The sequence below is a fragment of the Serinicoccus sp. CUA-874 genome, from assembly GCF_001942225.1.
Lineage (GTDB): Bacteria > Actinomycetota > Actinomycetes > Actinomycetales > Dermatophilaceae > Ornithinicoccus > Ornithinicoccus marinus.
Window position 1 is genome coordinate 46,304 of record NZ_MKJZ01000036.1, and the last position, 22,470, is coordinate 68,773.

General features: G+C 72.6%; 14 protein-coding genes and 4 pseudogenes. 10 read left to right on the top strand and 8 right to left on the bottom strand.

Annotation, left to right across the window (positions count from 1 at the left end; genetic code table 11):
- Window positions 1-3 precede the first annotated feature (3 nt).
- Both BJF80_RS13730 and BJF80_RS13735 read right to left on the bottom strand, forming a co-directional pair.
- Window positions 4-1,503 (bottom strand): serine hydrolase, encoded by a 1,500-nt coding sequence (locus tag BJF80_RS13730; RefSeq protein WP_075814444.1) that lies wholly within the window; start codon window positions 1,501-1,503, stop codon window positions 4-6.
- A gap of 30 nt (window positions 1,504-1,533) precedes the next feature.
- Window positions 1,534-2,274: a fructosamine kinase family protein gene (locus BJF80_RS13735; RefSeq protein ID WP_075814446.1), complete on the bottom strand. Its 741-nt coding sequence runs from the start codon at window positions 2,272-2,274 to the stop codon at window positions 1,534-1,536.
- A 42-nt stretch (window positions 2,275-2,316) separates the two neighbouring features.
- On the opposite strand from BJF80_RS13735, the gene BJF80_RS13740 reads away from it, so the two are divergent.
- Window positions 2,317-2,826: a low molecular weight protein-tyrosine-phosphatase gene (locus tag BJF80_RS13740; protein WP_075814448.1), complete on the top strand. Its 510-nt coding sequence runs from the start codon at window positions 2,317-2,319 to the stop codon at window positions 2,824-2,826.
- A 41-nt stretch (window positions 2,827-2,867) separates the two neighbouring features.
- On the opposite strand, the gene BJF80_RS13745 is transcribed toward BJF80_RS13740, so the two are convergent.
- Window positions 2,868-3,773 carry an SDR family NAD(P)-dependent oxidoreductase gene (locus BJF80_RS13745; RefSeq protein ID WP_083673691.1) on the bottom strand — a complete coding sequence of 302 codons (906 nt, stop codon included), beginning with the start codon at window positions 3,771-3,773 and terminating at the stop codon, window positions 2,868-2,870.
- Between the two features lie 70 nt (window positions 3,774-3,843).
- Here BJF80_RS13745 and BJF80_RS13750 point away from each other — a divergent pair, with 70 nt between their 5' ends.
- The 8 genes and pseudogenes from BJF80_RS13750 to BJF80_RS13780 all read left to right on the top strand — a co-directional run bounded on the left by BJF80_RS13750 (window position 3,844) and on the right by BJF80_RS13780 (window position 13,149).
- Complete coding sequence (locus tag BJF80_RS13750) at window positions 3,844-4,791, top strand: lipid II:glycine glycyltransferase FemX (protein ID WP_202817226.1); 948 nt, start codon at window positions 3,844-3,846, stop codon at window positions 4,789-4,791.
- Complete coding sequence (locus BJF80_RS19405; protein ID WP_202817227.1) at window positions 4,788-4,937, top strand: hypothetical protein; 150 nt, start codon at window positions 4,788-4,790, stop codon at window positions 4,935-4,937. The genes BJF80_RS13750 and BJF80_RS19405 overlap by 4 nt, the downstream gene beginning before the upstream one ends.
- Window positions 4,938-4,973: 36 nt before the next feature.
- Window positions 4,974-5,294: a TraR/DksA family transcriptional regulator gene (locus BJF80_RS13755; RefSeq protein WP_075814450.1), complete on the top strand. Its 321-nt coding sequence runs from the start codon at window positions 4,974-4,976 to the stop codon at window positions 5,292-5,294.
- 169 nt (window positions 5,295-5,463) lie between these two features.
- The gene (locus tag BJF80_RS13760; RefSeq protein ID WP_075814452.1) at window positions 5,464-7,359 is read left to right on the top strand and encodes a 2-oxoacid:acceptor oxidoreductase subunit alpha; all 1,896 of its coding nucleotides are present in this window, start codon (window positions 5,464-5,466) and stop codon (window positions 7,357-7,359) included.
- Window positions 7,356-8,560 (top strand): annotated as a pseudogene (locus tag BJF80_RS13765) (thiamine pyrophosphate-dependent enzyme). Before BJF80_RS13760 ends, BJF80_RS13765 begins: the two are co-directional and overlap by 4 nt.
- 14 nt (window positions 8,561-8,574) lie before the next feature.
- A complete protein-coding gene (gene rarD, locus BJF80_RS13770; RefSeq protein ID WP_237767633.1) occupies window positions 8,575-9,549 on the top strand; it encodes an EamA family transporter RarD in 975 nt (324 codons plus the stop codon).
- Between the two features lie 124 nt (window positions 9,550-9,673).
- On the top strand, window positions 9,674-10,303 hold the full coding sequence (locus tag BJF80_RS18520; RefSeq protein ID WP_158068542.1) for a TetR/AcrR family transcriptional regulator: 630 nt from the start codon (window positions 9,674-9,676) through the stop codon (window positions 10,301-10,303).
- A 20-nt stretch (window positions 10,304-10,323) separates the two neighbouring features.
- On the top strand, window positions 10,324-13,149 hold the full coding sequence (locus BJF80_RS13780) for an MMPL family transporter (RefSeq protein WP_075814458.1): 2,826 nt from the start codon (window positions 10,324-10,326) through the stop codon (window positions 13,147-13,149).
- Here the strand turns inward: BJF80_RS13780 and BJF80_RS13785 are convergent.
- Entirely contained in the window at window positions 13,119-14,111 is a 993-nt protein-coding gene (locus BJF80_RS13785; RefSeq protein ID WP_143554127.1) for a hypothetical protein, read from the bottom strand. The two genes, BJF80_RS13780 and BJF80_RS13785, sit on opposite strands and share 31 nt — an antisense overlap.
- 194 nt (window positions 14,112-14,305) lie before the next feature.
- Here BJF80_RS13785 and BJF80_RS13790 point away from each other — a divergent pair, with 194 nt between their 5' ends.
- Window positions 14,306-16,297: a PhoX family protein gene (locus BJF80_RS13790; RefSeq protein WP_237767634.1), complete on the top strand. Its 1,992-nt coding sequence runs from the start codon at window positions 14,306-14,308 to the stop codon at window positions 16,295-16,297.
- A 95-nt stretch (window positions 16,298-16,392) separates the two neighbouring features.
- Here BJF80_RS13790 and BJF80_RS13795 read toward each other — a convergent pair.
- From BJF80_RS13795 to nuoL, 4 genes and pseudogenes are all read right to left on the bottom strand, one after another.
- A pseudogene (locus BJF80_RS13795) lies at window positions 16,393-17,390 on the bottom strand (polyprenyl synthetase family protein).
- Window positions 17,387-18,934 carry an NADH-quinone oxidoreductase subunit NuoN gene (gene nuoN / locus BJF80_RS13800; protein WP_075814462.1) on the bottom strand — a complete coding sequence of 516 codons (1,548 nt, stop codon included), beginning with the start codon at window positions 18,932-18,934 and terminating at the stop codon, window positions 17,387-17,389. The pseudogene BJF80_RS13795 and the gene nuoN overlap by 4 nt, the downstream one beginning before the upstream one ends.
- Window positions 18,934-20,492 (bottom strand): annotated as a pseudogene (locus BJF80_RS13805) (NADH-quinone oxidoreductase subunit M). The gene nuoN and the pseudogene BJF80_RS13805 overlap by 1 nt, the downstream one beginning before the upstream one ends.
- Window positions 20,492-22,465: pseudogene (nuoL, locus tag BJF80_RS13810) on the bottom strand (NADH-quinone oxidoreductase subunit L). Before nuoL ends, BJF80_RS13805 begins: the two co-directional pseudogenes overlap by 1 nt.
- Between the last annotated feature and the right edge of the window lie 5 nt (window positions 22,466-22,470).

The following is a 22,470-nucleotide window of genomic DNA, read 5'->3' on the forward strand; positions in this document are numbered from 1 at the left end:
AGACTAGCCGGGACCCTGCGCCAGGTGCTGGAGGCCGGCCTCGACGATCGTGATCGCCCGGAGCTGGTCGACGGGCTCGCCGCTGGCGGTGAGGACGACGAGCACGACCCCCTCGGGCGGGAAGGCGTCGGGGTCGCCGTAGGGCTCGGAGGTCTCTAGATAGAACGAGAGCGCCAGCACGCCCGGCACGGAGCCGCCCTTGAAGGCCTGGTAGGCGACGCCCTCTGGCGGGGTGAGGCCGGGGTTGACGGCGAGGATGTCGCGCACCGGCCCGGCCTGCTCGGTCCTGGCCTGCAGCTGCAGCCGGGCGTGCAGCCCGCAGACCTCGGCGCCGGTGAGGAACCAGTCGGCCCCGCTCTCCCAGACGGGCTCGGTCACCGACCCCGGTGCGAGGTCCAGCTCCTCGGGCAGGTCGGCCAGGATCGCCTCCCGGCGCTCGGGGACCTGCGCCTCGGACCAGCGGTCCCGCACCTCGCTGTCCACCTGCCACCCGAGCTGGAAGAGCTGCCGGGTCGTGGGCACCGGCATGATGCGCGTCGGGTCGATCCCGGCGGTGAGGGCGCTCTCGCGCAGGGCGCGCTGGCCGACGGCCTCGATGAGCAGGTCGGTGGCGGTGTTGTCGCTGATCGAGATCATCAGCTCGGCGGCCTCGCGAACGGTGACCGTCGATCCGTCCTCACGGTCCTGCAGGACGCCGGAGGGCAGGCTCTTCACCTCCGGGATGATCGTCAGCTCGTCCTCCCAGGCGAGCTCCCCCTCGATGACGGCATCGGCCACCGCCGCGAGCACCAGCAGCTTGACGACCGACCCGGTGGGGTAGGCGGCGTCAGCGGGGTCGAGGCCGGCGGTGGTGTGCTTGACCTCGCAGTCGCCGTTGCCGACGTAGCCGACCACCACCTGGCTCACCCCGCCGAGTTCGGCCAGGGCGGTGTCGAGGTCGGCCCACGAGTCGATCTCGGGCGGCTCGCCGGAGGTGTCCGGCTGGAAGAGCAGGGTGCTGATCCGCCCCTCGTCGTCGAGCCCGAGGGTCATGACGAGCGGCTGCTCGGCGGCGTGCAGGGTCAGCGTCGCGGTGCGCCCGACGCCGTCGCTCTGCCCGGACGAGGTGACGGTGTAGGGGGCCGCGCCGCGCAGCCCGGCGAAGATCGCACCGAGCTGGATCACCGAGGCCTGCTCCAGGAAGGTCGGCGCGAAGCGCTGCACCGACTCCTCGGCGGCCGGCCCACGGGCACCCTCCTCCAGCAGCCCCAGGACCCACTCGGTCTGCTCCAGGAGCTCCGCGTCGGCGATGCCCTCCGCCGGGTCGACCGGCTCGGCGGCCTGCCTGGCGAGGGCGGGGTCAGGAGGGGACGTCGTGGCGGAGGCGGGCTCCGGCGGCGCAGCGGTCTGCACGACGAGCGGCGGGGTGGTCCTCGCAGCCATGTCGTCGTCGTACTCCCGGGTGCAGGATGCTGTGGGCACGAGGAGGGCGCCCGCGAGCACGGCACCGAGCGTCCGCCGCATCACGCACCTCCCTGGTCGCCTGCTCCTATCTCAGCACGCCGCCGCGCGCAGCGCCTCCGCGGCCTGCACGGCATACCCACCGCCGAAGAGGAGGACGTGCACGAGGAGCGGGACGGTCTGGAACACCGGAACCCGCTGCTCCCACCCGTCGGCCAGCGGCAGGTCCTCGGCGTAGGCCGCGAAAACTCGCCCACTGAAGCCGCCGAAGAGCTGCATCATCGCCAGGTCGACCTCCCGGTGGGCGTGGTGGGCGCAGGGGTCGATGAGCCAGCTGTGGCCGCGCCGGTCGACCAGCCGGTTGCCCGCCCACAGGTCGCCGTGCACGAGGGTGGGCGGCTCGACCGGGCCCAGGTGCGCGGCGCTGAGCCGCTCCGCGTCCGCGAGGCTGCTGGGGTCGAGCTGCCCACGCTCCACGCACTCCCGTGCCAGCGGGACCACCCGGCGCTCCAGCCAGGACTCGGCGAAGGTGTCGGACGGGGTGAGGTCCACCGGGCAGTCGCCGAGGTAGGCCCTGGGCTCGCCGTCGAGCGCGCCGTAGCGCTCACCCGTGGTCCGGTGCAGCGCGGCCAGCTCGCGCCCGAAGGCCTCCTCCGAGGCGGCGGTGCGGTGACCGCCCGCCTCGACCCGGTCGATCGTGATGCCCTCGTCGGACACCTCCCGCACGGCGGGCACCCGCGCCCCCGCGGCGGCGAGCGCCCGCAGCCCCATCGCCTCGCGGTCGAAGAACAGCGGCGGCGCCCCGGCGCGGGTCTTGGTGAAGGTCTCACTCATCACCCCACCCTCGCAGGCCAGGGCCGGTGAGAGAGTGAGGGCATGCACCTCATGACCGTCTGCCTGGGCAACATCTGCCGCTCCCCCGCCGCCGAGGCGGTCCTGACCGCCCGGCTCGAGGAGGCCGGGCTCGACGACGTCACCGTCAGCTCGGCCGGGACCGCGGACTACCACGTCGGTGAGCGCCCGCACCCGCAGTCGAGCGCCGAGGGCGAGAGCCGGGGGTATGCCTTCACCAGCCGCGGCGCGCAGTTCGACGCCGCCGACTTCGACACCGCCGACCTCGTCCTGGCGATGGACTCCTCCAACGAGGAGGACCTGCTCGCGCTCGCGCGGTCTCCCGAGGACGCGGCCAAGGTCGTGCGGCTCGGGGCCTTCGCGAGCGACGTGGAGGAGACAGGGGTCCGCGACGTCCCGGATCCGTGGGGCGAGTCCCGCGAGGCCTTCGTCGCGATGTACGACCAGGTCGAGGATGCCGTCGCCGGGCTGGTCGCCGCGATCGAGCAGGGCCGGGTCGAGGAGGTCCTCGCCGCCTATCGCGCCGCCCGCTGACGACCTCGGCCTCAGGTGTCCAGACCGACCTCGCGCCGCCCTCACGCGACGGTGCGTGCCGCGAGATCCCGATCCAGCGCGGCAGGTGACCGGGGGATCAGCGTCGGGCGGCCGCGCAGGTGCTGCCACCCGTCCGGCCCGACGTAGGACCCCGGCGGCAGCGGCTGGGTCAGCGCGAGCAGGACGGCGGCCGCGCCCTGGGTCGCGGTCATCACCAGCGGCCCGCTGGCGGCCGTGACCGCGCGGTCGAGCAGCGCGCTGCCGCTGGCGTTCTGCAGGTTGGTGACCACCCAGCCCGGGTGCGCGAGCTGCAGGTCGGTGCCGGAGGGCATACGGGAGCCGAGGTCGAGGCCCCACAGCATCGCGGTGAGCTTGGCGCGGGAGTAGGCCCGGGGCAGGGTCCACCGGGTCCGACGGAAGTGCATGTCGTCCAGGTCGATGCGGCCCGCGGTGTGCGCGTGCGAGGTGACGAGCACCACGCGGTCACGGACGACGGGGAGCAGCGACTCGACGAGCAGCATCGGCGCGAGCGCGTTGACCCCGAGCAGCAGCTCGGCGCCGTCCACGGTCTCCCGGCGCCGGGGCGAGACGACCCCGGCCACGTTGACGAGGTCCGCCGAGGACTCCCCCAGCACCTCCTGGATCGCCACCACGGCCCGGCGCACCGACCCGAGGTCGGCCAGGTCCATCTCGACCAGCCGCACCGGGTCCGGCCCGGTGGCGCGGGTCTCGCGCAGCAGCCGCCGCCGGACCACCTCGCCCTTGCCCCGGGTGCGGACCGGCAGGACCAGCCGGGCGCCCCACCGCGCCAGGTGCAGCGCCACCTCGCGGCCGATGCCGTCGCTCGCCCCGGTCACCACCACCGTGCGTCCACCCAGGTCAGGGGCCGTGAGGTGCTCCCACCCCAGCACCGTCGCAGGACCCTCGTCCACCACCGATCCGGACATGCCGGTCAGTGTGTCAGCGGCCCGGCTCGGCCTGGCCGGACGGCCTGGCTCCGACGGCTACCCTGTCGGCATGACGGTGACCCTGGAACCCGCCGACGACCGCGCCTCCTTCACGGCCGCCGTGGCCGAGATGCCGATCACCAGCCCGCTCCAGGGCTGGGGCTACGGCGAGGCGCGCAAGGAGCTCGGCCAGGAGCCGGTGCGCTACCTCGTCCGACGCGGCGGCGAGGTCGTGGGCGCGCTCCAGCTGCTGCGCAAGCGGCTCGTCCCCGGCGTCAGCACCCTGTATGCCCCGCGCGGCCCGGCCCTGACCGACCTCGACCTGCTGCCCGACGTGGCCGCGGCCGTCAAGCACGTCGCCCGCCGCACCGACCACTACCTCACCATCGAGCCGCCGCACCCGATCTTCGCCGGCCACAGCGCCACCCAGGAGGATCTCGCGCAGGAGCAGGCACGCATCCCGGCCCGGCACGGGCCCTTCCGCCGCGCGAAGACCGAGCAGCCCGAACACACGATCCTCATCGACACCACCCCCGACCCGGACACGATCTTCGCCGGGCTGCACAAGATGGCCCGGCGCAACGTCCGCACCGCGGAGCGGATGGGGGTCGAGGCCGGACGCGACGACAGCTTCGAGGACTTCTGGGAGATCTTCACCGCGACCAACGAGCGCTCCAGCCTGGGCGCCTTCCCGCGCGCCTACTACGAGGCGCTGCGGCGGGAGGCCGACCAGGACGGCGGTGAGGCATACCTCGTGCTCTCCCGGCACGAGGGGCGCGCCCTGGCCGGCGGCTTCTTCATCGCGCTCGGCGACACCACCTGCTACCTCTACGGCGGCTCGGTGCGCGACGACCGGCCCCCGCTGGAGGGCGAGAAGCGCAAGGACGCCAAGCGCCCGACGCCTTCTACTGGGTCTCGATCAAGGACGCGCACGAGCACGGCTACGCCACCCTCGACCTGTGGGGCATCCCCCGGCTGCTGGACGAGAGCAAGCACTCCTTCGGCGTCTACAAGATGAAGCTCAAGTTCGGCGCGGACCGCTACTGGTTCCCCGCCTACGACCTGCCGCTCAGCCCGCTCAGCCCCGCGCTGCGGCACGCGCTGCGGTTGCGTCGCTCCTACCTCAACTACCGCAGCTTCGGCACCACCGACGACGTGCTCTGAGCCCGTCGCCGGTCGGCCGCGTGCGATGCTGGGCCGATGCACGAGCAGACGCGGGCGCAGCTGGAGGCCAAGGAGGCCGAGCTGGTCGCCCAGATGGACCAGCTGGCCGCCCCGGTGCAGGACCAGGGCAGCATCTCCTTCGGCAAGCGGGTCGGGGACGGCACGGCGATGGCGGTCGACCGGCTCACCGCGGTCACCGCGCACGACAACCTGCAGGCGCTGCTGACCCAGGTCCGCACCGCGCTCGCGGCGCTCGACGACGGCAGCTACGGCCGGTGCATCGTCTGCGGCGAGCCCATCCCGGAGGGCCGGCTGCAGGCCCGCCCCTGGGCGACCACCTGCGTCCGGCACGGCTGAGCGCGGCGCCTCACCTCCGCATCGACCGCCCGCTGCCGGGCGAGCGACGCCTCGCTCCTGCCCACCCGGGTCCTCGTCGTCAGTCCCACGGTCCTGGTCGGCGACCCCACACCGAGCACGATAGCCGGTCATCCACCACCTTTAGGGGAGAGTAGCCTTGTCTATTGACATGTCTTCTACTCCCCTCCACCAGCTCGAGCGGGTCGTCATCCGCTTCGCCGGGGATTCCGGCGACGGGATGCAGCTCACCGGCGACCGCTTCACCTCCGACACCGCGGCCCTGGGCAACGACCTGTCGACGCTGCCGAACTTCCCCGCGGAGATCCGCGCGCCCCAGGGCACGCTGCCGGGGGTCAGCTCCTTCCAGGTGCACTTCGCCGACCACGAGATCGCCACGCCGGGCGACGCCCCGGACGTGCTGGTCGCGATGAACCCGGCCGCGCTGAAGGCCAACCTCCCGGACCTGCCGCGCGGGGCCACGGTCATCGCCAACTCCGACGAGTTCAGCAGGCGCAACCTCGCCAAGGTGGGGTATGCCGCGAGCCCCCTGGACGACGACTCCCTCACCGACGCCGGCTATCACGTGCACGCGCTGCCGCTCACCTCGATGACGGTCGAGGCGCTCGCCGACGTCGAGGGTCTCACCCGCAAGGAGAAGGAGCGGGCCAAGAACATGCTGGCCCTGGGCCTGCTCTCCTGGCTCTACTCCCGCGACACCGAGTCCACCGAGGCCTTCCTGCGCGCGAAGTTCTCCGGCGCCCCGGAGATCCTCGACGCCAACCTCACGGCGCTGCGGACCGGGCACGCCTACGGCGAGACGACGGAGGACTTCGCGGTCCGCTACCAGGTGGCGCCCGCCCCCATGACGCCCGGCACCTACCGGACCATCACCGGCAACCAGGCGCTGGCGCTCGGGCTCGTGTCGTCGGCATACCGGACCGGGCTCCCGCTGGTCCTGGGGTCCTACCCCATCACCCCGGCCTCCGACGTCCTGCACCAGCTGTCCGCGCTCAAGGCGCACGGCGTCACCACGCTGCAGGCCGAGGACGAGATCGCGGCCGTCGGCATGGCGCTCGGGGCCAGCTTCGGCGGCTCGCTGGGGGTCACGACCACCTCCGGCCCGGGCCTGGCCCTCAAGAGCGAGACGATCGGGCTCGCGGTGGCGACCGAGCTGCCGCTGCTCGTCATCGACATCCAGCGCGGCGGCCCCTCGACCGGGCTGCCGACCAAGACCGAGCAGGCCGACCTGCTCCAGGCCCTGCACGGGCGCAACGGCGAGTCGCCCGTCGCGGTCGTCGCGGCGCAGTCGCCGACCGACTGCTTCGACGCCGCGCTCGAGGCGGTCCGGATCGCCACGACCTACCGCACCCCGGTGATCCTGCTCTCCGACGGCTACCTCGGCAACGGTTCCGAGCCCTGGCAGATCCCCACCGCCGCGGACCTGCCCGACCTGACCGTCCGGCACACCACCGAGCCGAACGCCACGGACGACGCGGGCGAGCCGGTCTTCCACCCCTACCTGCGCGACCCCGAGACCCTGGCCCGGCCGTGGGCGGTCCCGGGCACGCCCGGCCTGGAGCACCGGATCGGCGGCATCGAGAAGGCCGACGGCACCGGCAACATCTCCTACGACCCGGCCAACCACGACCGGATGGTCCGGCTGCGGGCCGACAAGATCGCGAGGATCGCCGACTCCCTGCCCCCGCTGGAGGTCGACGACCCCAGCGGCGAGGCCCGGGTGCTCGTGCTCGGCTGGGGCTCGACCTACGGCCCCATCGCCGCTGCCACGCGCCTGGTCCGCGCGACCGGGGCCAAGATCGCCCGCGCCCACCTGCGCCACCTCAACCCGCTGCCCGCCGACCTCGGCGACGTCCTGCGCCGTTACGACCGGGTCGTGCTGCCGGAGATGAACCTCGGTCAGCTCGCGCTGCTGCTGCGGGGGCGCTACCTCGTCGACGTGCGCAGCCACACCGCCGTCCGGGGGCTGCCGTTCACCGCCGGTGAGCTCGCGCAGGTGATCCACGAGAACCTCATGGAGATCCAGGGACAGGAGGTGCGCGCATGAGCATCGACCTCGGTATGCCGACCGCCGGGACAGCGGGGGTGCCCACCCTCGACGCGGGCGAGCGGCAGACGAAGAAGGACTTCACCTCCGACCAGGAGGTGCGCTGGTGCCCCGGCTGCGGCGACTACGCCGTGCTCGCGGCCGTCCAGGGCTTCCTGCCCGACCTCGGGCTGCGCCGCGAGAACATCGTCTTCGTCTCCGGCATCGGCTGCTCCAGCCGGTTCCCCTACTACCTCGACACCTACGGCATGCACTCCATCCACGGACGTGCCCCCGCCATCGCGACCGGGCTCGCGACCGCGCGGGAGGACCTGTCGGTCTGGGTCGTGACCGGGGACGGTGACGCGCTGTCCATCGGCGGCAACCACCTCATCCACGCGATGCGACGCAACGTCAACCTCACGATCCTGCTGTTCAACAACAAGATCTACGGGCTGACCAAGGGGCAGTACTCCCCCACCTCCGACGTCGCGCCGTGACCAAGTCGACGCCCGCCGGGTCGGTGGACCACCCCTTCAACCCGGTCTCGCTCGCGCTCGGCTCGGAGGCGACCTTCGTGGCCCGCACGATGGACTCCGACCGGGCGCACCTCACCGAGGTGCTGCGGGCCGCAGCGGCGCACCGCGGCACCTCGCTGGTGGAGATCTACCAGAACTGCCCGATCTTCAACGACGGCGCCTTCCAGCTGCTCAAGGACCGCGACGAGGCCACCGGCCGGGTGGCGCACCTGCGCGCCGGTGAGCCGGTGCGGATCGGTGCCGAGGGCAGCGAGGAGGCGAGGGTCGTCGCGCGGGACCCGGGCGGGCACCTGCACGTGGTTCCCGAGGCCGCGGTGCCGGACGGGCATACCGTCGTCGTGCACGACCCCACCGACCCGGACCCGACGCCCGCCTTCGCCCTCTCCCGGCTCGACGACCCGAGCATGCAGACGGTGCCGATGGGCATTTTCCGGGAGGTCGACCGGCCGACCTACGACGACGGGGTGCGCGAGCAGGTGGCGTCGGCGACCGCGGGGAGCGCACGCGACGAGGGCTCGCTCGACACCCTGCTGCGCGGCCGCGACACCTGGACGGTGGACGGCACCCGCCCCGGGGAGGTCGAGCAGACGCTGGAGGGCGAGACCACCGAGGGGCCGATCCCGGCCGCCGGTGAGGCGCTCGTCGACGAGGCCGACGAGGTCTTCGAGGGCCCCCAGGAGTGACCGACGAGCAGGCTGTGCGCCAGCAGCGCGGCACGGCATACGGCTTCCTCGCCTACCTCCTCTGGGGCATCTTCCCGCTCTACTTCGCGACCCTCCGCCCGGCCGGGCCGTGGGAGATCGTCGCCCACCGCATCGTGTGGACGCTCGTGCTCTGCGGGCTCATCCTGCTCGTCCGGCGCGACCTGCGGTGGATGGTCACGCTGGCACGCACCCCGAGGCGGCTGCTCGGCGTCGCGCTGGCCGGTGGGCTGATCGCCACGAACTGGGGCATCTACACGTATGCCGTGCTCTCCGGGCACGTCACCGAGGCCGCCCTCGGCTACTTCCTGAACCCGCTCGTGACGGTCGCGCTCGGGGTGGTGATCCTGCGGGAGCGGCTGCGCCGGCTGCAGTGGATCGCCGTGGGCATCGGCGTCGTCGCCGCGGTCTACCTGACGATCGACTACGGCTCGCCGCCGTGGATCAGCCTCGCGCTGGCGTGCTCGTTCGCCCTCTACAGCCTGCTGAAGAACCGGCTCGGGGTCTCGCTGAGCGCGCTGCGCTCCCTCGTGGGCGAGACGCTGGCCATCCTCCCGGTCGCGGTGATCATCCTGCTCTGGCTCGCCCGGGAGGACGCGACCACGTGGGGCGGCCACGGCGCGGTGCACACCGGTCTGCTCATGACGACCGGGGTCGCCACCGCGGTGCCCCTGCTACTCTTCGCGGCCGCCGCGAGCCGCGTGCCGCTGTCGACCGTCGGTCTGCTGCAGTTCCTCACCCCCTTCCTGCAGCTGCTGTGCGGGGTGCTCCTGCTCGGGGAGACCGTCCCGGCGTCGCGCTGGGTGGGCTTCGCGCTGGTCTGGCTCGCCCTCGTCGTGCTGTCCACCGACATGGTGCGGCAGGTGCGGCGGGCCCGGCGCGAGCGGCACGCGAGCCGCCAGGCCGGACGAGGGCGGCCGAGCACCGAGACCGACCCCGAGCCGGACGTCACCGACCCGGCCCCGCTCTGACCGAGCGCCGCCTGTGGTTGCCTGACCCCCCACCGAGCGACGGCCGGTCGGGGGGGGGGGACGCGCGGTGGTGCACATCGTGCAAGTTTGCACGGTGTGCATGTTGCGTCGTATGCTCGTCGGCATGCCCGAGGCACCCCCCGTCGGACGGCGCGAGCTCAACAAGGCGCGGACCCGTGAGGCCATCCTCGGCTCGCTGCGCGAGCTGGTCGCCCAGCTTCCCGCCGAGGAGATCACGGTCGACCAGGTCGCCGAGCGGGCGGGCATCTCCCGGCGCACCTTCTTCAACTACTTCGGGAGCATCGCCGCGGCACTGAGCGCCGTCTTCGCCGAGCACGCCGCCGGCATGCTCTCGAGCCTGGACCCGCAGCAGATCGGTGTCGACCCGCTGGCCGCGCTTCGCCGCCTCGTGCAGGACCGCGAGATCCCGCCGGACTTCATCGGCTGGCTGTCCGACCTCAACTGCCACGAGCAGGGCACCGACGGGCAGATGCTGCTGGAGCGCACCGTCTGGGCGGACATGGCGGGGTGGCTGCGCGAGCAGCTGCACGACCTGCTGCCCGGCGCCGACCCGCTCTTCGTCGCCACCCTCTCCTCGGCGGTGATGAGCTGCTTCCAGGCGGCCGAGGAGGCCTGGGCCGACGACCCGGCCCGCCCGGCCCCCCTCACCGAGGCGGACACCACCGCCTTCCACGACCACCTGGACCGCGCCCTGGCCCTGCTGGCCTCGGGCTGGCGGTCCGACCTCGACTGAGCAACCCCGAAAGGACCCTCGTGGCCACTCTCCTGCACCGCCTGGGGCGCTGGTGCGCCCACCACCGGCTCGGCGTCATCGCGATCTGGGCCGCCGTGCTCGCCCTCACCGTGACCGGCATGGCCACGCTCGCCAAGCCGCTGTCCAACGAGTTCTCCATCCCCGGCAGCCGCTTCGAGCAGGTGCTGCAGACCTTGCAGGAGGAGATCCCCGAGGCGGCCGGCACCACCGGCACCGTGGTCTTCCGCAACGACGACGGCTTCACCGACGAGCAGCGGGAGGCGATCGCCGGGGCCGTGGAGGACTGGGAGGACCTCGACGGCGTCACCTCCACTGACCCCTTCGAGGCGCAGGCCGAGCTCGACTCGGCACCCCAGGACATCACCGACGGCGAGGCCGAGCTGGCCGACGGCCGCGCCCAGCTCGAGGACGGCCGGGAGCAGCTCGAGCAGGGGCGCGCCGACCTCGAGACCGCGCGTGAGGAGCTCGCGGCGGGCCGGGAGCAGCTCGAGGCCGGTCAGGCCGAGCTGGACGCCCAGGCCGCCACCCTGGAGGAGTCGCAGGCCGAGCTGGACGCCCAGCTGGAGCAGCTCGAGGCCGGGGTCGCCGCCGGGCAGGTCCCGCCGGCCGCCGAGGAGCAGGCCCGGGCCGAGATCGCCGCGGGCCAGCAGCAGCTCGACGCCGGCCGAGAGCAGCTGCGGGCCGCCCAGGCGGAGATCGACGCGAATGCCGAGCAGCTCGAGGCCGGCGAGGCCGAGATCGCCGAGGGCGAGACCCAGCTCGAGGAGAACGCCGCCGAGCTCGAGGACGCCGAGGCAGAGATCGCGCAGGGCGAGGAGGACCTCGCCGCAGCCCGGCGCACGGTCGAGCTGACCGACGGCTTCCGGGTGGTCAACACCGACGGCACCGTCGCCCTCACCCAGGTGTCGGTGGCCGACGCCGAGGGGTTCATCCCAGCGGAGACGACCGAGGCCATCCAGCGGATCGGCGACGACCTCGAGGGCGAGGGCCTGACCGTCGACTTCTCCAAGGAGATCACGGACGACCTGTCCAGCCTGCTCGGTCCGGGGGAGGTCGTGGGTCTGGTCGTCGCGGCGGTCGTGCTGCTCGTCATGCTCGGCAGCCTCGTCGCCGCCGGCCTGCCGATCCTCATGGCCCTGGTCGGGGTCGGCGTAGGGCTCACCAGTGCCCTAGCTCTCTCGCAGTGGGTCGACATGCAGTCCATCACCCCGGTGCTGGCCCTCATGCTCGGCCTCGCCGTCGGCATCGACTACTCCCTCTTCCTCATCAACCGGCACCGGCAGCAGGTGCGCCAGGGTATGCCGCTGCGCGACTCGATCGCGCTCGCCGTGGGCACCTCCGGCAACGCCGTGACCTTCGCCGGGCTCACGGTCATCATCGCGCTGGTGGCGCTCACCCTGACCGGCATCCCGTTCCTGGGCGTCATGGGTCTGGTCGCCGCGGCGACGGTGGCGATCGCCGTGCTCGTCGCCATCACCCTGACGCCGGCGATGCTCTCGCTCATCGGCGACAAGGTCCTCCCGCGGCGGGAGCGCGCCGACGGCCACCGGGGCAAGCACGAGGAGGACCCGGCGACCGAGCACGCCGACGACGCCTCCCGCGGCTGGGCCGCCCACGTGCAGCGCCGGCCCTGGTTGGCGGTGCTCGGCGTGCTGGCGGTCGTCGGCGCCCTGGCCTGGCCGACGCTGGACCTGCGTCTCGGCCTGCCCGACGGCAGCAGCGAGCCAGCCGGCTCCACGGCATACACCACCTATGACACCGTGCGCGAGGAGTTCGGCGCCGGTGCCAACGGGCCGGTCCTGGTCGTGGCCGAGCTGGACGAGCCGCTCGCGGAGGGCGACACCGCGCTCCTGACGGCGCAGGCAGACCTCGGCGAGGAGCTGGCCGCGGTCGAGGGTGTCGAGCAGGTGCTCCCCGCCGGGGTCAACGACGACCGCGACGTCCTGGCGTTCCGGGTCCAGCCTGAGGGCGGCCCGGCCGACGCCTCCACCGAGGCGCTCGTGGACCGGCTCGGCCCGGCGGTCGAGCAGATCGGGCAGGACCAGGGTGCGACCCTGGGGTTGACCGGGCAGACGGTCGCCAACATCGACATCTCCGAGCAGCTCGCCGACGCGCTGCCGATCTACCTCGTCGTCGTGGTCGGACTCTCGCTCGTGCTGCTGCTGCTCGTGTTCCGGTCGGTCCTGGTGCCGCTGCTGGCCACCGGCGGCTTCCTGCTGAGTGTCGGGGCGGCGTTCGGGGCGGTCGTCGGGGTCTACCAGTTCGGCTTCGCCTCAAGCTTCTTCGGGGTGAACGAGGCGGGGCCCATCTTGTCCTTCCTGCCGATCCTGCTCATCGGGATCCTCTTCGGCCTGGCGATGGACTACCAGCTCTTCCTCGTCTCGGCGATGCGCGAGGAGCGGGTCCACGGCAAGGACGCCCGCACCGCTGTGGTCACCGGCTTCAACGCCAGCGCGCGGGTCGTGACGGCCGCGGCGATCATCATGATCTCGGTCTTCGCCGGCTTCGTCTGGGCGCACCTGACGATGGTCCGGCCCATCGGGCTGGGGCTGGCCGTGGGTGTGCTCGTCGACGCCTTCCTGGTGCGGATGACGCTGACCCCGGCGGTCATGTCGCTGCTGGGCGAGCGCGCCTGGTGGCTGCCGCGCTGGCTGGACCGCATCCTGCCGGACGTCGACGTCGAGGGTGCTCAGCTCGAGCGGACCCTGGGGATGAGCCACGGGTCGGAGGACGAGGGGGCCGTCGCGGCCGGCGAGCCTGCGGACGGGTCCGCGGAGCCCGCCGGACCCTCGGCTCAGGAGAGCGAGCCCTCCCCCACGCGCTGACCCGCGGCCTGCAGCAACGTCGCGGCGCCGGCGCGCGCGGCAGCATCACCCTCGGTGATCTGCAGCGCGAGCCGGCGCCCGTCGCGCTGGTAGACGACGATGCCCGGTCCTCCGCCGGGGCCGACGATGTAGGCGGTGCGGTCCGGTAGTGCCCGGAGCCCGACCCCGCCCCACCGCATCGGGTCCAGCTGCTGCACGTCCGCCCCGGCGACCCGCTCCGCGGGCACCCGGATGACCCCCCACGGGAGCACCCGGGAGCGCACCCGCAGCCCCGTGGCGTCCACCTCGACCCGGACCGCGGACCACAGCAGCGCGAGCCCGCCGGCGCCGGCACCGGTCAGGAGGACGACGAGCAGCACCGCGAGGCTCTCCCCGGTCCACCAGACCACCACGCCCACGACGACGAAGACGACGACCAGGCCCACGCCCAGCACCTGCAGCGTGCGCGACGACACGTCCGAGCTCCAGGGCTCCACCGGTCGCGGCTCGCGGACCGGGCGGACCCGGGCCTGCTCGGGCACGAGATCCTCCAGCTCCTCCTCGCTCGGGACCTGCCGGCCGTGCAGGGCATACCCGACGAGTCCGGCGAGCCCTGCCGCGGCGAGCGCGAGCAGCGGCCACCACTCCCGCACCTGCTCCGGCCCGTCGATGCCGACGCGCCAGACCGTGACGCCCCAGAGCGCCACAGCGCCCCAGCCGACCGCCGCGACCACGGCCAGCACCCAGCGGCACCAGCTCGGGGGCACGACGCGGCGGGCGATCGCCGTGAGGGCGGCGACGACGGTGCACACCACGGTCGTCGCCAGCACGCCGGAGAGGAACCCGGCTCCCCCCACGAAGTCGTCCGGCAGCCGGCCCGACCAGTGGCTGGGCACCCGCTGCGGGGTCGGCAGCGCCGTGACCGCGACCAGCAGCACCGCCAACGGCAGCATGGCCCACAGTCCCGCCAGCATGCGTCTCACGGGTCGTCCTCCTCCGCTCTCCGGCCTCCCAGGGTATGCCCGTGGGCCCGTTCCCCGACCCGTCACCCACTCGCCGTGGACGATTCACCTCGGTGTCGCCCGGCGCAGGGGGTCCGGCGCCTACGTTCGAGGACGTCGGCGGCCCCGGTCCCGGAGCACCGCCGCGCCCACCCACCGACCACGGAGGATCGCCCGTGTCCATTCCCTCGACCACCACCCGCCGCAGCCTGCTGCCGATCCTCGCCGCCCACCCGGGGGGCCGGAGCGCGGCGACGTGCCGCTACCGCTGCGGCGACGCCTGCTCCCAGCCGGTGCCCAACACCAGCGACAACACCTACTTCGGCGACGTGGTCCAGGGCGAGGTGCGTCGTCGATCGGTCCTCGCCGGGGGGACCGCTGCGCTGGCCGGCGTGGCCTGGGCCGCCGCCCCCGACGCCGCCGCGGCCGCCTCGGAGCTGCCGGACACCGACCACCGGCTGCGGGGGTTCCCGTCCATCTCCCCCACGCCCGCCGACGTGGACGACCTCGTGGTGCCGACCGGCTTCACCTGGGCACCCGTGATCTCGTGGGGCGATCCGGTGGAGCCCGGCGCTCCCGCCTTCGACGTGGACCGGCAGTCGGTCGAGGCCCAGAAGGGTCAGGCCGGCTACAACGCCGACTACCTGACCCTGCGCCAGGACGGCGACCGCGGCTGGGCGAGGCGGCGCGGCGTGATCGTCTTCAACAACGAGTACACGAACCCCGAGATGATGTTCCCCGACTGGGACGGGTCGGTGACCGCCGAGCAGGCGGAGATCGAGATGGCCGCCCACGGGATGACCGTGGTCGAGGTGCGCCGCAAGAACGACCGCTCCCCCTGGGTCTACCAGCGGCGCGCGAGCCGCAACCGCCGCATCCACGCCTGGACGACCTTCGCGCTCGACGGCCCGGCTGCCGGGGCGGAGTGGATGCGCACCAGCACCGACCGCCGCGGGCGCCGCGTGCTGGGGACGCTCAACAACTGCGCCGGGGGCGACACCCCCTGGGGCACGGTGCTGTCCGGCGAGGAGAACTTCAACCAGTACTTCGACTCAACCGGGGCGCCGGACCCCGAGGGCAGGCTCGCCCGCTACGGCATCACCTCCGGCGGGCGTGGCTGGGAGCAGGCGGACCGGCGCTTCTCGGTCGCCGACGAACCGCACGAGGTCAACCGCTTCGGCTGGATCGTCGAGGTGGACCCGGACGACCCCGGGTCCACGCCGGTCAAGCACACGGCGCTCGGCCGGTTCAAGCACGAGGGCGCCACGATCCGGCTCGCGCACGACGGGCGCGCCGTGGCCTACATGGGCGACGACGAGCGCTTCGACTACATCTACAAGTTCGTCTCGCGGCGCCGCTACCGCGAGGGCGACAAGCGGCACAACCTGAAGCTGCTCTCCGACGGCGACCTCTACGTCGCCCGGTTCACCGGCGACGGCTTCCAGGACGGGCAGTACGACGGGCGCGGTGAGTGGCTGCCGCTCGTCGTCGACGGTGAGTCCCGGGTCGAGGGTATGACCGTGGCCGAGGTGTGCACCTGGACCCGGCTCGCCGCGGACCGGGTCGGACCGACCAAGATGGACCGTCCCGAGGACGTCCAGCCCGACCCGCACACCGGCCGGGTCTACGTCGCGCTCACCAACAACACGGCACGCACGCCCGGCCAGATCGACGAGCCGAACCCGCGGGCCAACAACAAGTTCGGTCACGTCATCGAGTGGCGGGAGCAGGGCGACGACGCCGCAGCGCTGCGCTTCCGCTGGAAGATCGTGCTCGTCGCGGGCGACCCCTCGGACCCGGGCACCTACTTCTCCGGCATGGACCGCCGGGAGGTCACCCCCATCAGCTGCCCTGACAACGTGGCCTTCGACGGCGAGCCCGGCCACCTGTGGATCTCCACCGACGGCGCCCCCGGCACGATCGGCACCTGCGACGGCCTCTTCCGCATGCCGACCCGCGGCCGGGACCGCGGCCTGGTGCAGCAGTTCCTCTCGGTGCCGACCGGCGCGGAGTGCTGCGGTCCCGTGATCGACTGGCAGGACCGCTCGGTGCTCGTCAGCGTCCAGCACCCCGGCGAGGGCGGCACCAGCGCCTACCCCTTCCTCGGCGACAGCGTGCCCCGCCCCGGCGTGGCCCACGTCTACCCGGGCCGCGGTCGTCGCGGCTGAGGCACGGGCATACCCCGGGGAGGGTAGGGCGGGAGGGCGCGGTGTCGGTCGGTGAGTGGGGTGGGCCGCTGAGGTGGCGCTGGACGTGGTGGTGCTCAGCGGGAGCGGTCGGCGACGCCGTCGACGAGGGCCTGCAGCGCCGCGACCGCGGGTGAGTCGGGCAGGCCCTCCAGCAGCTCCCGGGCCTGCGCGGCGACCCGCAGGGTGTGCTCCCGCGCCTGGGTCATCGCGGGGTGCGCGCGCAGCAGGGTCAGCGCCTCGGCGAGCTCGTCGGCGTCCTCGACCGGGCCGCGAGTGAGCTCGAGCAGCCGGGCGTCGGCGGGGTCCTCGCTGCCCCGGGCGTAGAGCACCGGCAGCGTCGCCTTGCCCTCGCGCAGGTCGGTGCCCGGGGTCTTGCCGGACACCTGCGCATCGGAGGCGACGTCGAGCAGGTCGTCGGCGAGCTGGAAGACGACGCCGACCTTCTCGCCGTAGGCCGTCAGCGTGCGGGTCGTCGCCTCGTCGCAGCCGCCGAACATCGCGCCGTAGCGAGCCGCGGTCGCGATGAGCGCCCCGGTCTTGTCCTCCAGGATCTCGAGGTATGCCTGGACCGCCTGGTCGCTGGGCAGCTCGGCGTCGGCCTGCCGGTCGTCGCGGATCTGGCCGGCGCACAGCCGCACGAAGGTGTCCGCCTGGATCCGCACCGCCTCCGCACCGAGCCCGGCCACCACCGAGGACGCGGTGCCGAAGAGCAGGTCACCCACGAGGATCGCGGTGGAGTTGCCGTAGCGGGCGTGGCGCTCTCCACCCCCCGCCGCAGCTCCGCCTCGTCCATGACGTCGTCGTGGTAGAGCGAGGCCAGGTGGGTCAGCTCGACCCCGACGGCGGCATCGACGACCCGCTCGTCCCAGCCGTCGCCGACCTCGCTGGCGAGCAGCGTGAGCAACGGGCGGAAGCCCTTGCCGCCGGCGCCCGCGAGGTGGTGGTTGGCCTCGGAGACGAAGGGGTCGTCGTGGTCGACGACCTCCTCCAGCCGCTGCGTGACCCGGGCCAGACCCGCTTCGACCCGACCGGTCAGCTCCTCGTCGGCACCCGGGATGCTCGGGGGTCTCACCGCAGGAACGCCGCGGTGCTCTGCGCCAGGTCGAGGACCGGGGAGGGCATGACGCCCAGGGCCAGGGTCATGGCGACCCCGACGAGGATCGCGACCGAGGTCATCCACGACGGACGGACCACGACCGTGTCACCGCCGGCGTCGGCGTCCCCGAGCCACATCTGCACGACGAGCACGAAGTAGATGTAGGCGGTGACCGCGCTGGCGAGGACACCGATGACGGCCAGCCACGCCCAGCCCTGGCTCACCGCCGCGGAGAAGACCGCGAACTTGCCGGTGAACCCAGAGGTGAGCGGGATGCCCGTGAAGGCCATGAGCAGGAAGGTGAAGCAGGCGGCGATCCACGGGGAGCGCCGGCCCAGGCCCGACCACTGGTCGACCAGGGTGGCCTCGGTGCCGGCGCTGCGGACCAGCGCCACGATCGCGAAGGCCGGGATCGTCATGAAGCCGTAGGTCGCGAGGTAGAACATCGTGCTGGAGACACCGGCGACGTCGAGGGCCACGACCCCGGTGAGGATGAAGCCGGCGTGGGCGATCGAGGAGTAGGCCAGGATGCGCTTGACGTCGGTCTGCACGATCGCCAACAGGGCGCCGCCGATCATCGACAGCGCCGCGACGACCGCGATGACCGGCTGCCACTCCAGCCGCGCGCCCTCGACGGCGACGTAGAGCACCCGGAGCATCGCGCCGAAGGCGGCGACCTTGGTGCACGCGGCCATGAAGCCGGTGACCGGGGTCGGGGCGCCCTGGTAGACGTCCGGCGTCCACGCGTGGAAGGGCACGGCACTGACCTTGAAGAGCAGGCCGACGGCGACCAGCAGCACGCCCGGCACGAGCAGGCCGTCCATGCCGACGCCGGTGCTGATGGCGGCGGCGATGTCGGCGAAGCGCATCGAGCCGGCGTAGCCGTAGAGCAGGACCGCCCCGAAGAGGTAGAACGCCGAGGAGAAGCTGCCGAGCAGGAAGTACTTCAGCGAGGCCTCCTGCGACAGCAGCCGCCGGCGCCGCGCGAGCCCGGTGAGGACGTAGAGCGGCAGCGAGAGGATCTCCAGGGCGACGAAGAGCAGCAGCAGGTCGTTGGCCGCGACGAAGAGCATCATGCCCCCGACCGACATGAGCGTCAGCGGGTAGACCTCGGTGGTGGTGGCCCCGACCTTGGTGGCCAGCGTCTCCTCCGCCGAGCCGGGGGTCGAGACCCCGGACTGGGTGAAGGCGTCCGGCTGCTGGCCCCCGAAGCGCTCGCTCATCGCGAGCAGACCGAGGATCGACAGCACGAGCACGAGCCCCTGCAGCGAGAGCGCCACGCCGTCCACGGCGACCGTGTCGGCGGCGGTGAGGCCCTGGTTGTCCCGACCGAGCAGCACCAGCGCGACCAGCGCCAGCACGAGCGTGGCGACCGAGAGCGGCACCTGCACGGCATACCGGGTACGCCGCGAGGCGAAGCCCTCCACGGTGACCCCGACCAGCCCGCCGACGAAGACGATGATCATCGGGAGCAGCGCCGTGTAGTTGATGTCCGGCGCGACGAACATGGAGCCACCCATCAGTGGTCACTCCCTTCGGTCGAGTGGTCGGCGGTCGTGTCGACAGCGGGGGAGACGTCGCTGATCCCGACGGTCTGCAGCGTCTGCTCGACGGCCGGCTCCAGCAGGTCCAGGACGGGCTTGGGGTAGAAGCCGAGGACCAGGAAGGCGGCGATGATCGGGGCCACGACCCACTTCTCCCGCCCGCTCATGTCGGGTATGCCCTCGACCTCGGCGCCCTCGGCCTCGGCCCGGTCGCGACCTTCTGGTACATCACCAGGATGTAGACGGCCGCGAGGATGACGCCCAGGGCGGAGATGATCCCCAGCCACGGGTGCCGGCCGAAGGTGCCGACGATGACGAGGAACTCGCTGACGAAGGAGTTCAGGCCGGGCAGCGCCAGGCCGGAGAGGCCGGAGACGAGCAGCGCACCGGCCACGAGCGGGGTGACCCGCTGCCAGCCGCCGAAGTCACGCAGGTCGCGCGAGCCGCGCCGGACGATGAGCATGCCGGCGACGAGGAACAGCCCGGCGGTGGTGAAGCCGTGGTTGACCATGTAGAGCGTCGCGCCGGTCTGGCTGACCGTCGTGAAGGCGAAGATGCCCAGCACGATGAAGCCGAAGTGGCTGATCGAGGTGTAGCTGATGAGCCGCAGCATGTCGGTCTGCCCGATGGCGAGGAAGGCGCCCACGAAGAGCGAGACCAGCGCCAGGGCGAGGATCACCGGGGTCGCCCACTGGCTGGCCTCGGGGAAGAGCGCCAGGCAGAAGCGGATCATGCCGTAGGTGCCGACCTTGTCGAGCACGCCCACGAGCAGGACCGAGGTCGCCGGCCGGGCCTGCTCGGCCGCGAGCGGCAGCCAGGTGTGCACCGGCCACATCGGCGCCTTGATCGCGAAGGCGATGAAGAAGCCGAGGAAGAGCCAGCGGCCCGCCTCCACCGACAGGTCGAGCCCGGTCAGGTTGGACAGCAGGAAGCCGTCGGTGCCGCGCGGGCCGGCCAGGTAGACCCCGATGACCGCGACCAGCATGATGAGCCCGCCCGCCAGCGAGTAGATCAGGAAGCTGGTCGCCGCCCTGGCCCGGCGGGTGCCGCCGAAGACCCCGATGAGGAAGTACACCGGGATGAGCATCGCCTCGAAGAAGACGTAGAAGAGGAAGACGTCGATCGCGGCGAAGACACCGACCATCATCGAGGTCAGCGCCAGCATGAGGGCGAAGTAGGCGTGCTGGCGGCGGCCCACCGCGGGCACGTCGTCCCAGGCGGCGACGATGCAGATCGGCACGAGCACCAGCGCGAGCAGGATCATCGACAGCGAGATGCCGTCGACGCCCAAGGCGTAGGAGACGCCGAACTGCGGGATCCAGGAGTAGACCTCGGTGAGCTGGAACTGCTCGCCGCCGCTGCCGCCGCCGCCCAAGCGGTACTGCGTGGCGGCGCCGATGCCGACCGCGAGGGTGAGCAGGGCGACGCCGAGGGCGACGGGGCGCACCAGGGCGCTGCCCTTGGGCAGCAGCGAGACCAGGAGCGCGCCGACCAGCGGCAGCACGAGGAGCGTGGTCAACCAGGGGAAGTTCATCACTGCATCACCCAGACTGCGCCGAGGATCGCGACGACGCCCAGGAGCATCGTCAGGGCATAGGAGCGGACGAAGCCGTTCTGCGCGCGGCGCAGCAGGCCGGAGGCGGCGTTGAGGCCGCCGGTCGTGCCACCGGTCACGCTGCCCTCGACGAGGGTGCTGTCGGCGTCGACGGCGGTGCGCGCCAGGGCCATCGTCGGCCCGGTGAAGAGCGCGTCGTTGACGTCGTCCTGGAAGAGGTCGCGGCGCGCCGCCACGGTGACCAGGCTGGCCCGCGGCGCGGTGCGGGGGACCTCGCGGCGGGCATACATCATCCAGGCCAGGCCGGCGCGATCACCATGAGCACGAAGGCCAGGATCTGGATCGCCAGGACCGGGATGAGCGGCTCACCGTGCTCGGCGTGACCGAAGACCGGCTCCAGCCAGGCGGTGATGATGCCGGTCGGGTAGAGCACCGCACCGAGAACCAACGAGCCCAGGGCCAGCACCATCATCGGCACCGTCATGAGCAGCGGCGACTCGTGCGGGTGGTCGTTCTCCTCCCAGCGCTTCTCCCCGAAGAAGGTCATGAAGAACAGGCGCGACATGTAGAACGCGGTGATCCCGGCGCCCAGCAGCGCGATGCCGCCGAAGACCCAGGCGCGCCAGCCCGGCTCGGCGAAGGCGGTCTCGATGATGTAGTCCTTCGAGTACCAGCCCGCGGTGAACGGGAAGCCGATGATGGCCAGCCAGCCCGCCATGAACGTGAGCCAGGTGATCTTGATGTCGGTCCGTAGCGCACCGAGCTGCGCATGTCGACCCGGTTGTTCATCGCGTGCATGACCGAGCCGGCCCCGAGGAACATGTTGGCCTTGAAGAAGCCGTGCGTCACCAGGTGGAAGATCGCGTAGAGGTAGCCGACCGGGCCGAGCCCGACCGCGAGCATCATGTAGCCGATCTGGGACTCGTCGAGGCGGCCAGCGCCTTCTTGATGTCGTCCTTGGCGCAGCCGACGATCGCGCCGTAGAGCAGCGTGACCGCACCGACGATCGCCACGACGAGCCGGGCATCCGGGGTGAGGTCGTAGATCGCCTGGCTGCGGGCGACGAGGTAGACACCGGCGGTGACCATCGTCGCCGCGTGGATCAGGGCCGAGACCGGGGTCGGGCCGGCCATCGCGTCACCCAGCCAGCTCTGCAGCGGGAACTGCGCCGACTTGCCGCAGGCCCCGAGCAGCAGCGCGAGCCCGATCAGCGTCAGCGTGAGGTCGCCCGCGCCGGAGGCGTTGCCGTGCACCGTCGCGAAGTCCAGCGCCCCGAAGGTCGCGAGCATGATCGCCATGGCCGTGATGAGCCCGACGTCACCGACGCGGTTGACGACGAAGGCCTTGTTGGCGGCCGCGGCATACTCCGGGTTCCAGTTCCAGAAGCCGATGAGCAGGTAGGACGCCAGACCCACGCCCTCCCAGCCGACGAAGAGCAGCAGGTAGGAGTCGGCGAGCACCAGGATGAGCATCGCCGCCACGAAGAGGTTGAGGTAGGCGAAGAACCGGCGCTTGTCCGGGTCGCCCTCCATGTAGCCCAGCGAGTAGACGTGGATGAGGCTGCCCACGAAGGTGATGAGCATGACGAAGGCCAGCGACAACGGGTCCAGCAGCAGCCCCGCGGTCAGCGACAGCTCGCCGACGCTCACCCAGTCCCACAGCGGCACCGACAGCGAGCGCTCCTCCGCGGGGAGCCCGGTGAGCTGGACGATGACCGCGACGCCCACGGCGAAGCTCGCCCAGGACAGCAGCGTCGCCAGGGCCGGGCCCCAGCGATCGGTCATCCGCCCGCCCAGGAGCAGCAGGGCCGCACCGATCAGCGGCAGCGCGATCATCAGCCAGCCCAGGCCGGCGATGCCGTCGGCCTGGGTGGCATGGGTCGCGCCGAGACCGCCCGGGTCGTCGGCGAGGGTCAGGCTGACCGAGGCCAGGCCCTGACTCAGGTCGTGCACAGACA

What these genes read in the sequence shown, in the direction of transcription:
- BJF80_RS13740 (WP_075814448.1), top strand. Translation starts at nt 2,317, where the DNA reads ATGCACCTCATGACCGTCTGCCTGGGCAACATCTGCCGCTCCCCCGCC.
- BJF80_RS13755 (WP_075814450.1), top strand. Translation starts at nt 4,974, where the DNA reads ATGCACGAGCAGACGCGGGCGCAGCTGGAGGCCAAGGAGGCCGAGCTG.
- BJF80_RS13735 (WP_075814446.1), bottom strand. Translation starts at nt 2,274, where the DNA reads ATGAGTGAGACCTTCACCAAGACCCGCGCCGGGGCGCCGCCGCTGTTC.
- nuoN (WP_075814462.1), bottom strand. Translation starts at nt 18,934, where the DNA reads ATGGGTGGCTCCATGTTCGTCGCGCCGGACATCAACTACACGGCGCTG.
- BJF80_RS13745 (WP_083673691.1), bottom strand. Translation starts at nt 3,773, where the DNA reads ATGTCCGGATCGGTGGTGGACGAGGGTCCTGCGACGGTGCTGGGGTGG.
- BJF80_RS19405 (WP_202817227.1), top strand. Translation starts at nt 4,788, where the DNA reads ATGAAGCTCAAGTTCGGCGCGGACCGCTACTGGTTCCCCGCCTACGAC.
- BJF80_RS13750 (WP_202817226.1), top strand. Translation starts at nt 3,844, where the DNA reads ATGACGGTGACCCTGGAACCCGCCGACGACCGCGCCTCCTTCACGGCC.
- BJF80_RS13730 (WP_075814444.1), bottom strand. Translation starts at nt 1,503, where the DNA reads ATGCGGCGGACGCTCGGTGCCGTGCTCGCGGGCGCCCTCCTCGTGCCC.
- BJF80_RS18520 (WP_158068542.1), top strand. Translation starts at nt 9,674, where the DNA reads ATGCCCGAGGCACCCCCCGTCGGACGGCGCGAGCTCAACAAGGCGCGG.
- BJF80_RS13760 (WP_075814452.1), top strand. Translation starts at nt 5,464, where the DNA reads ATGTCTTCTACTCCCCTCCACCAGCTCGAGCGGGTCGTCATCCGCTTC.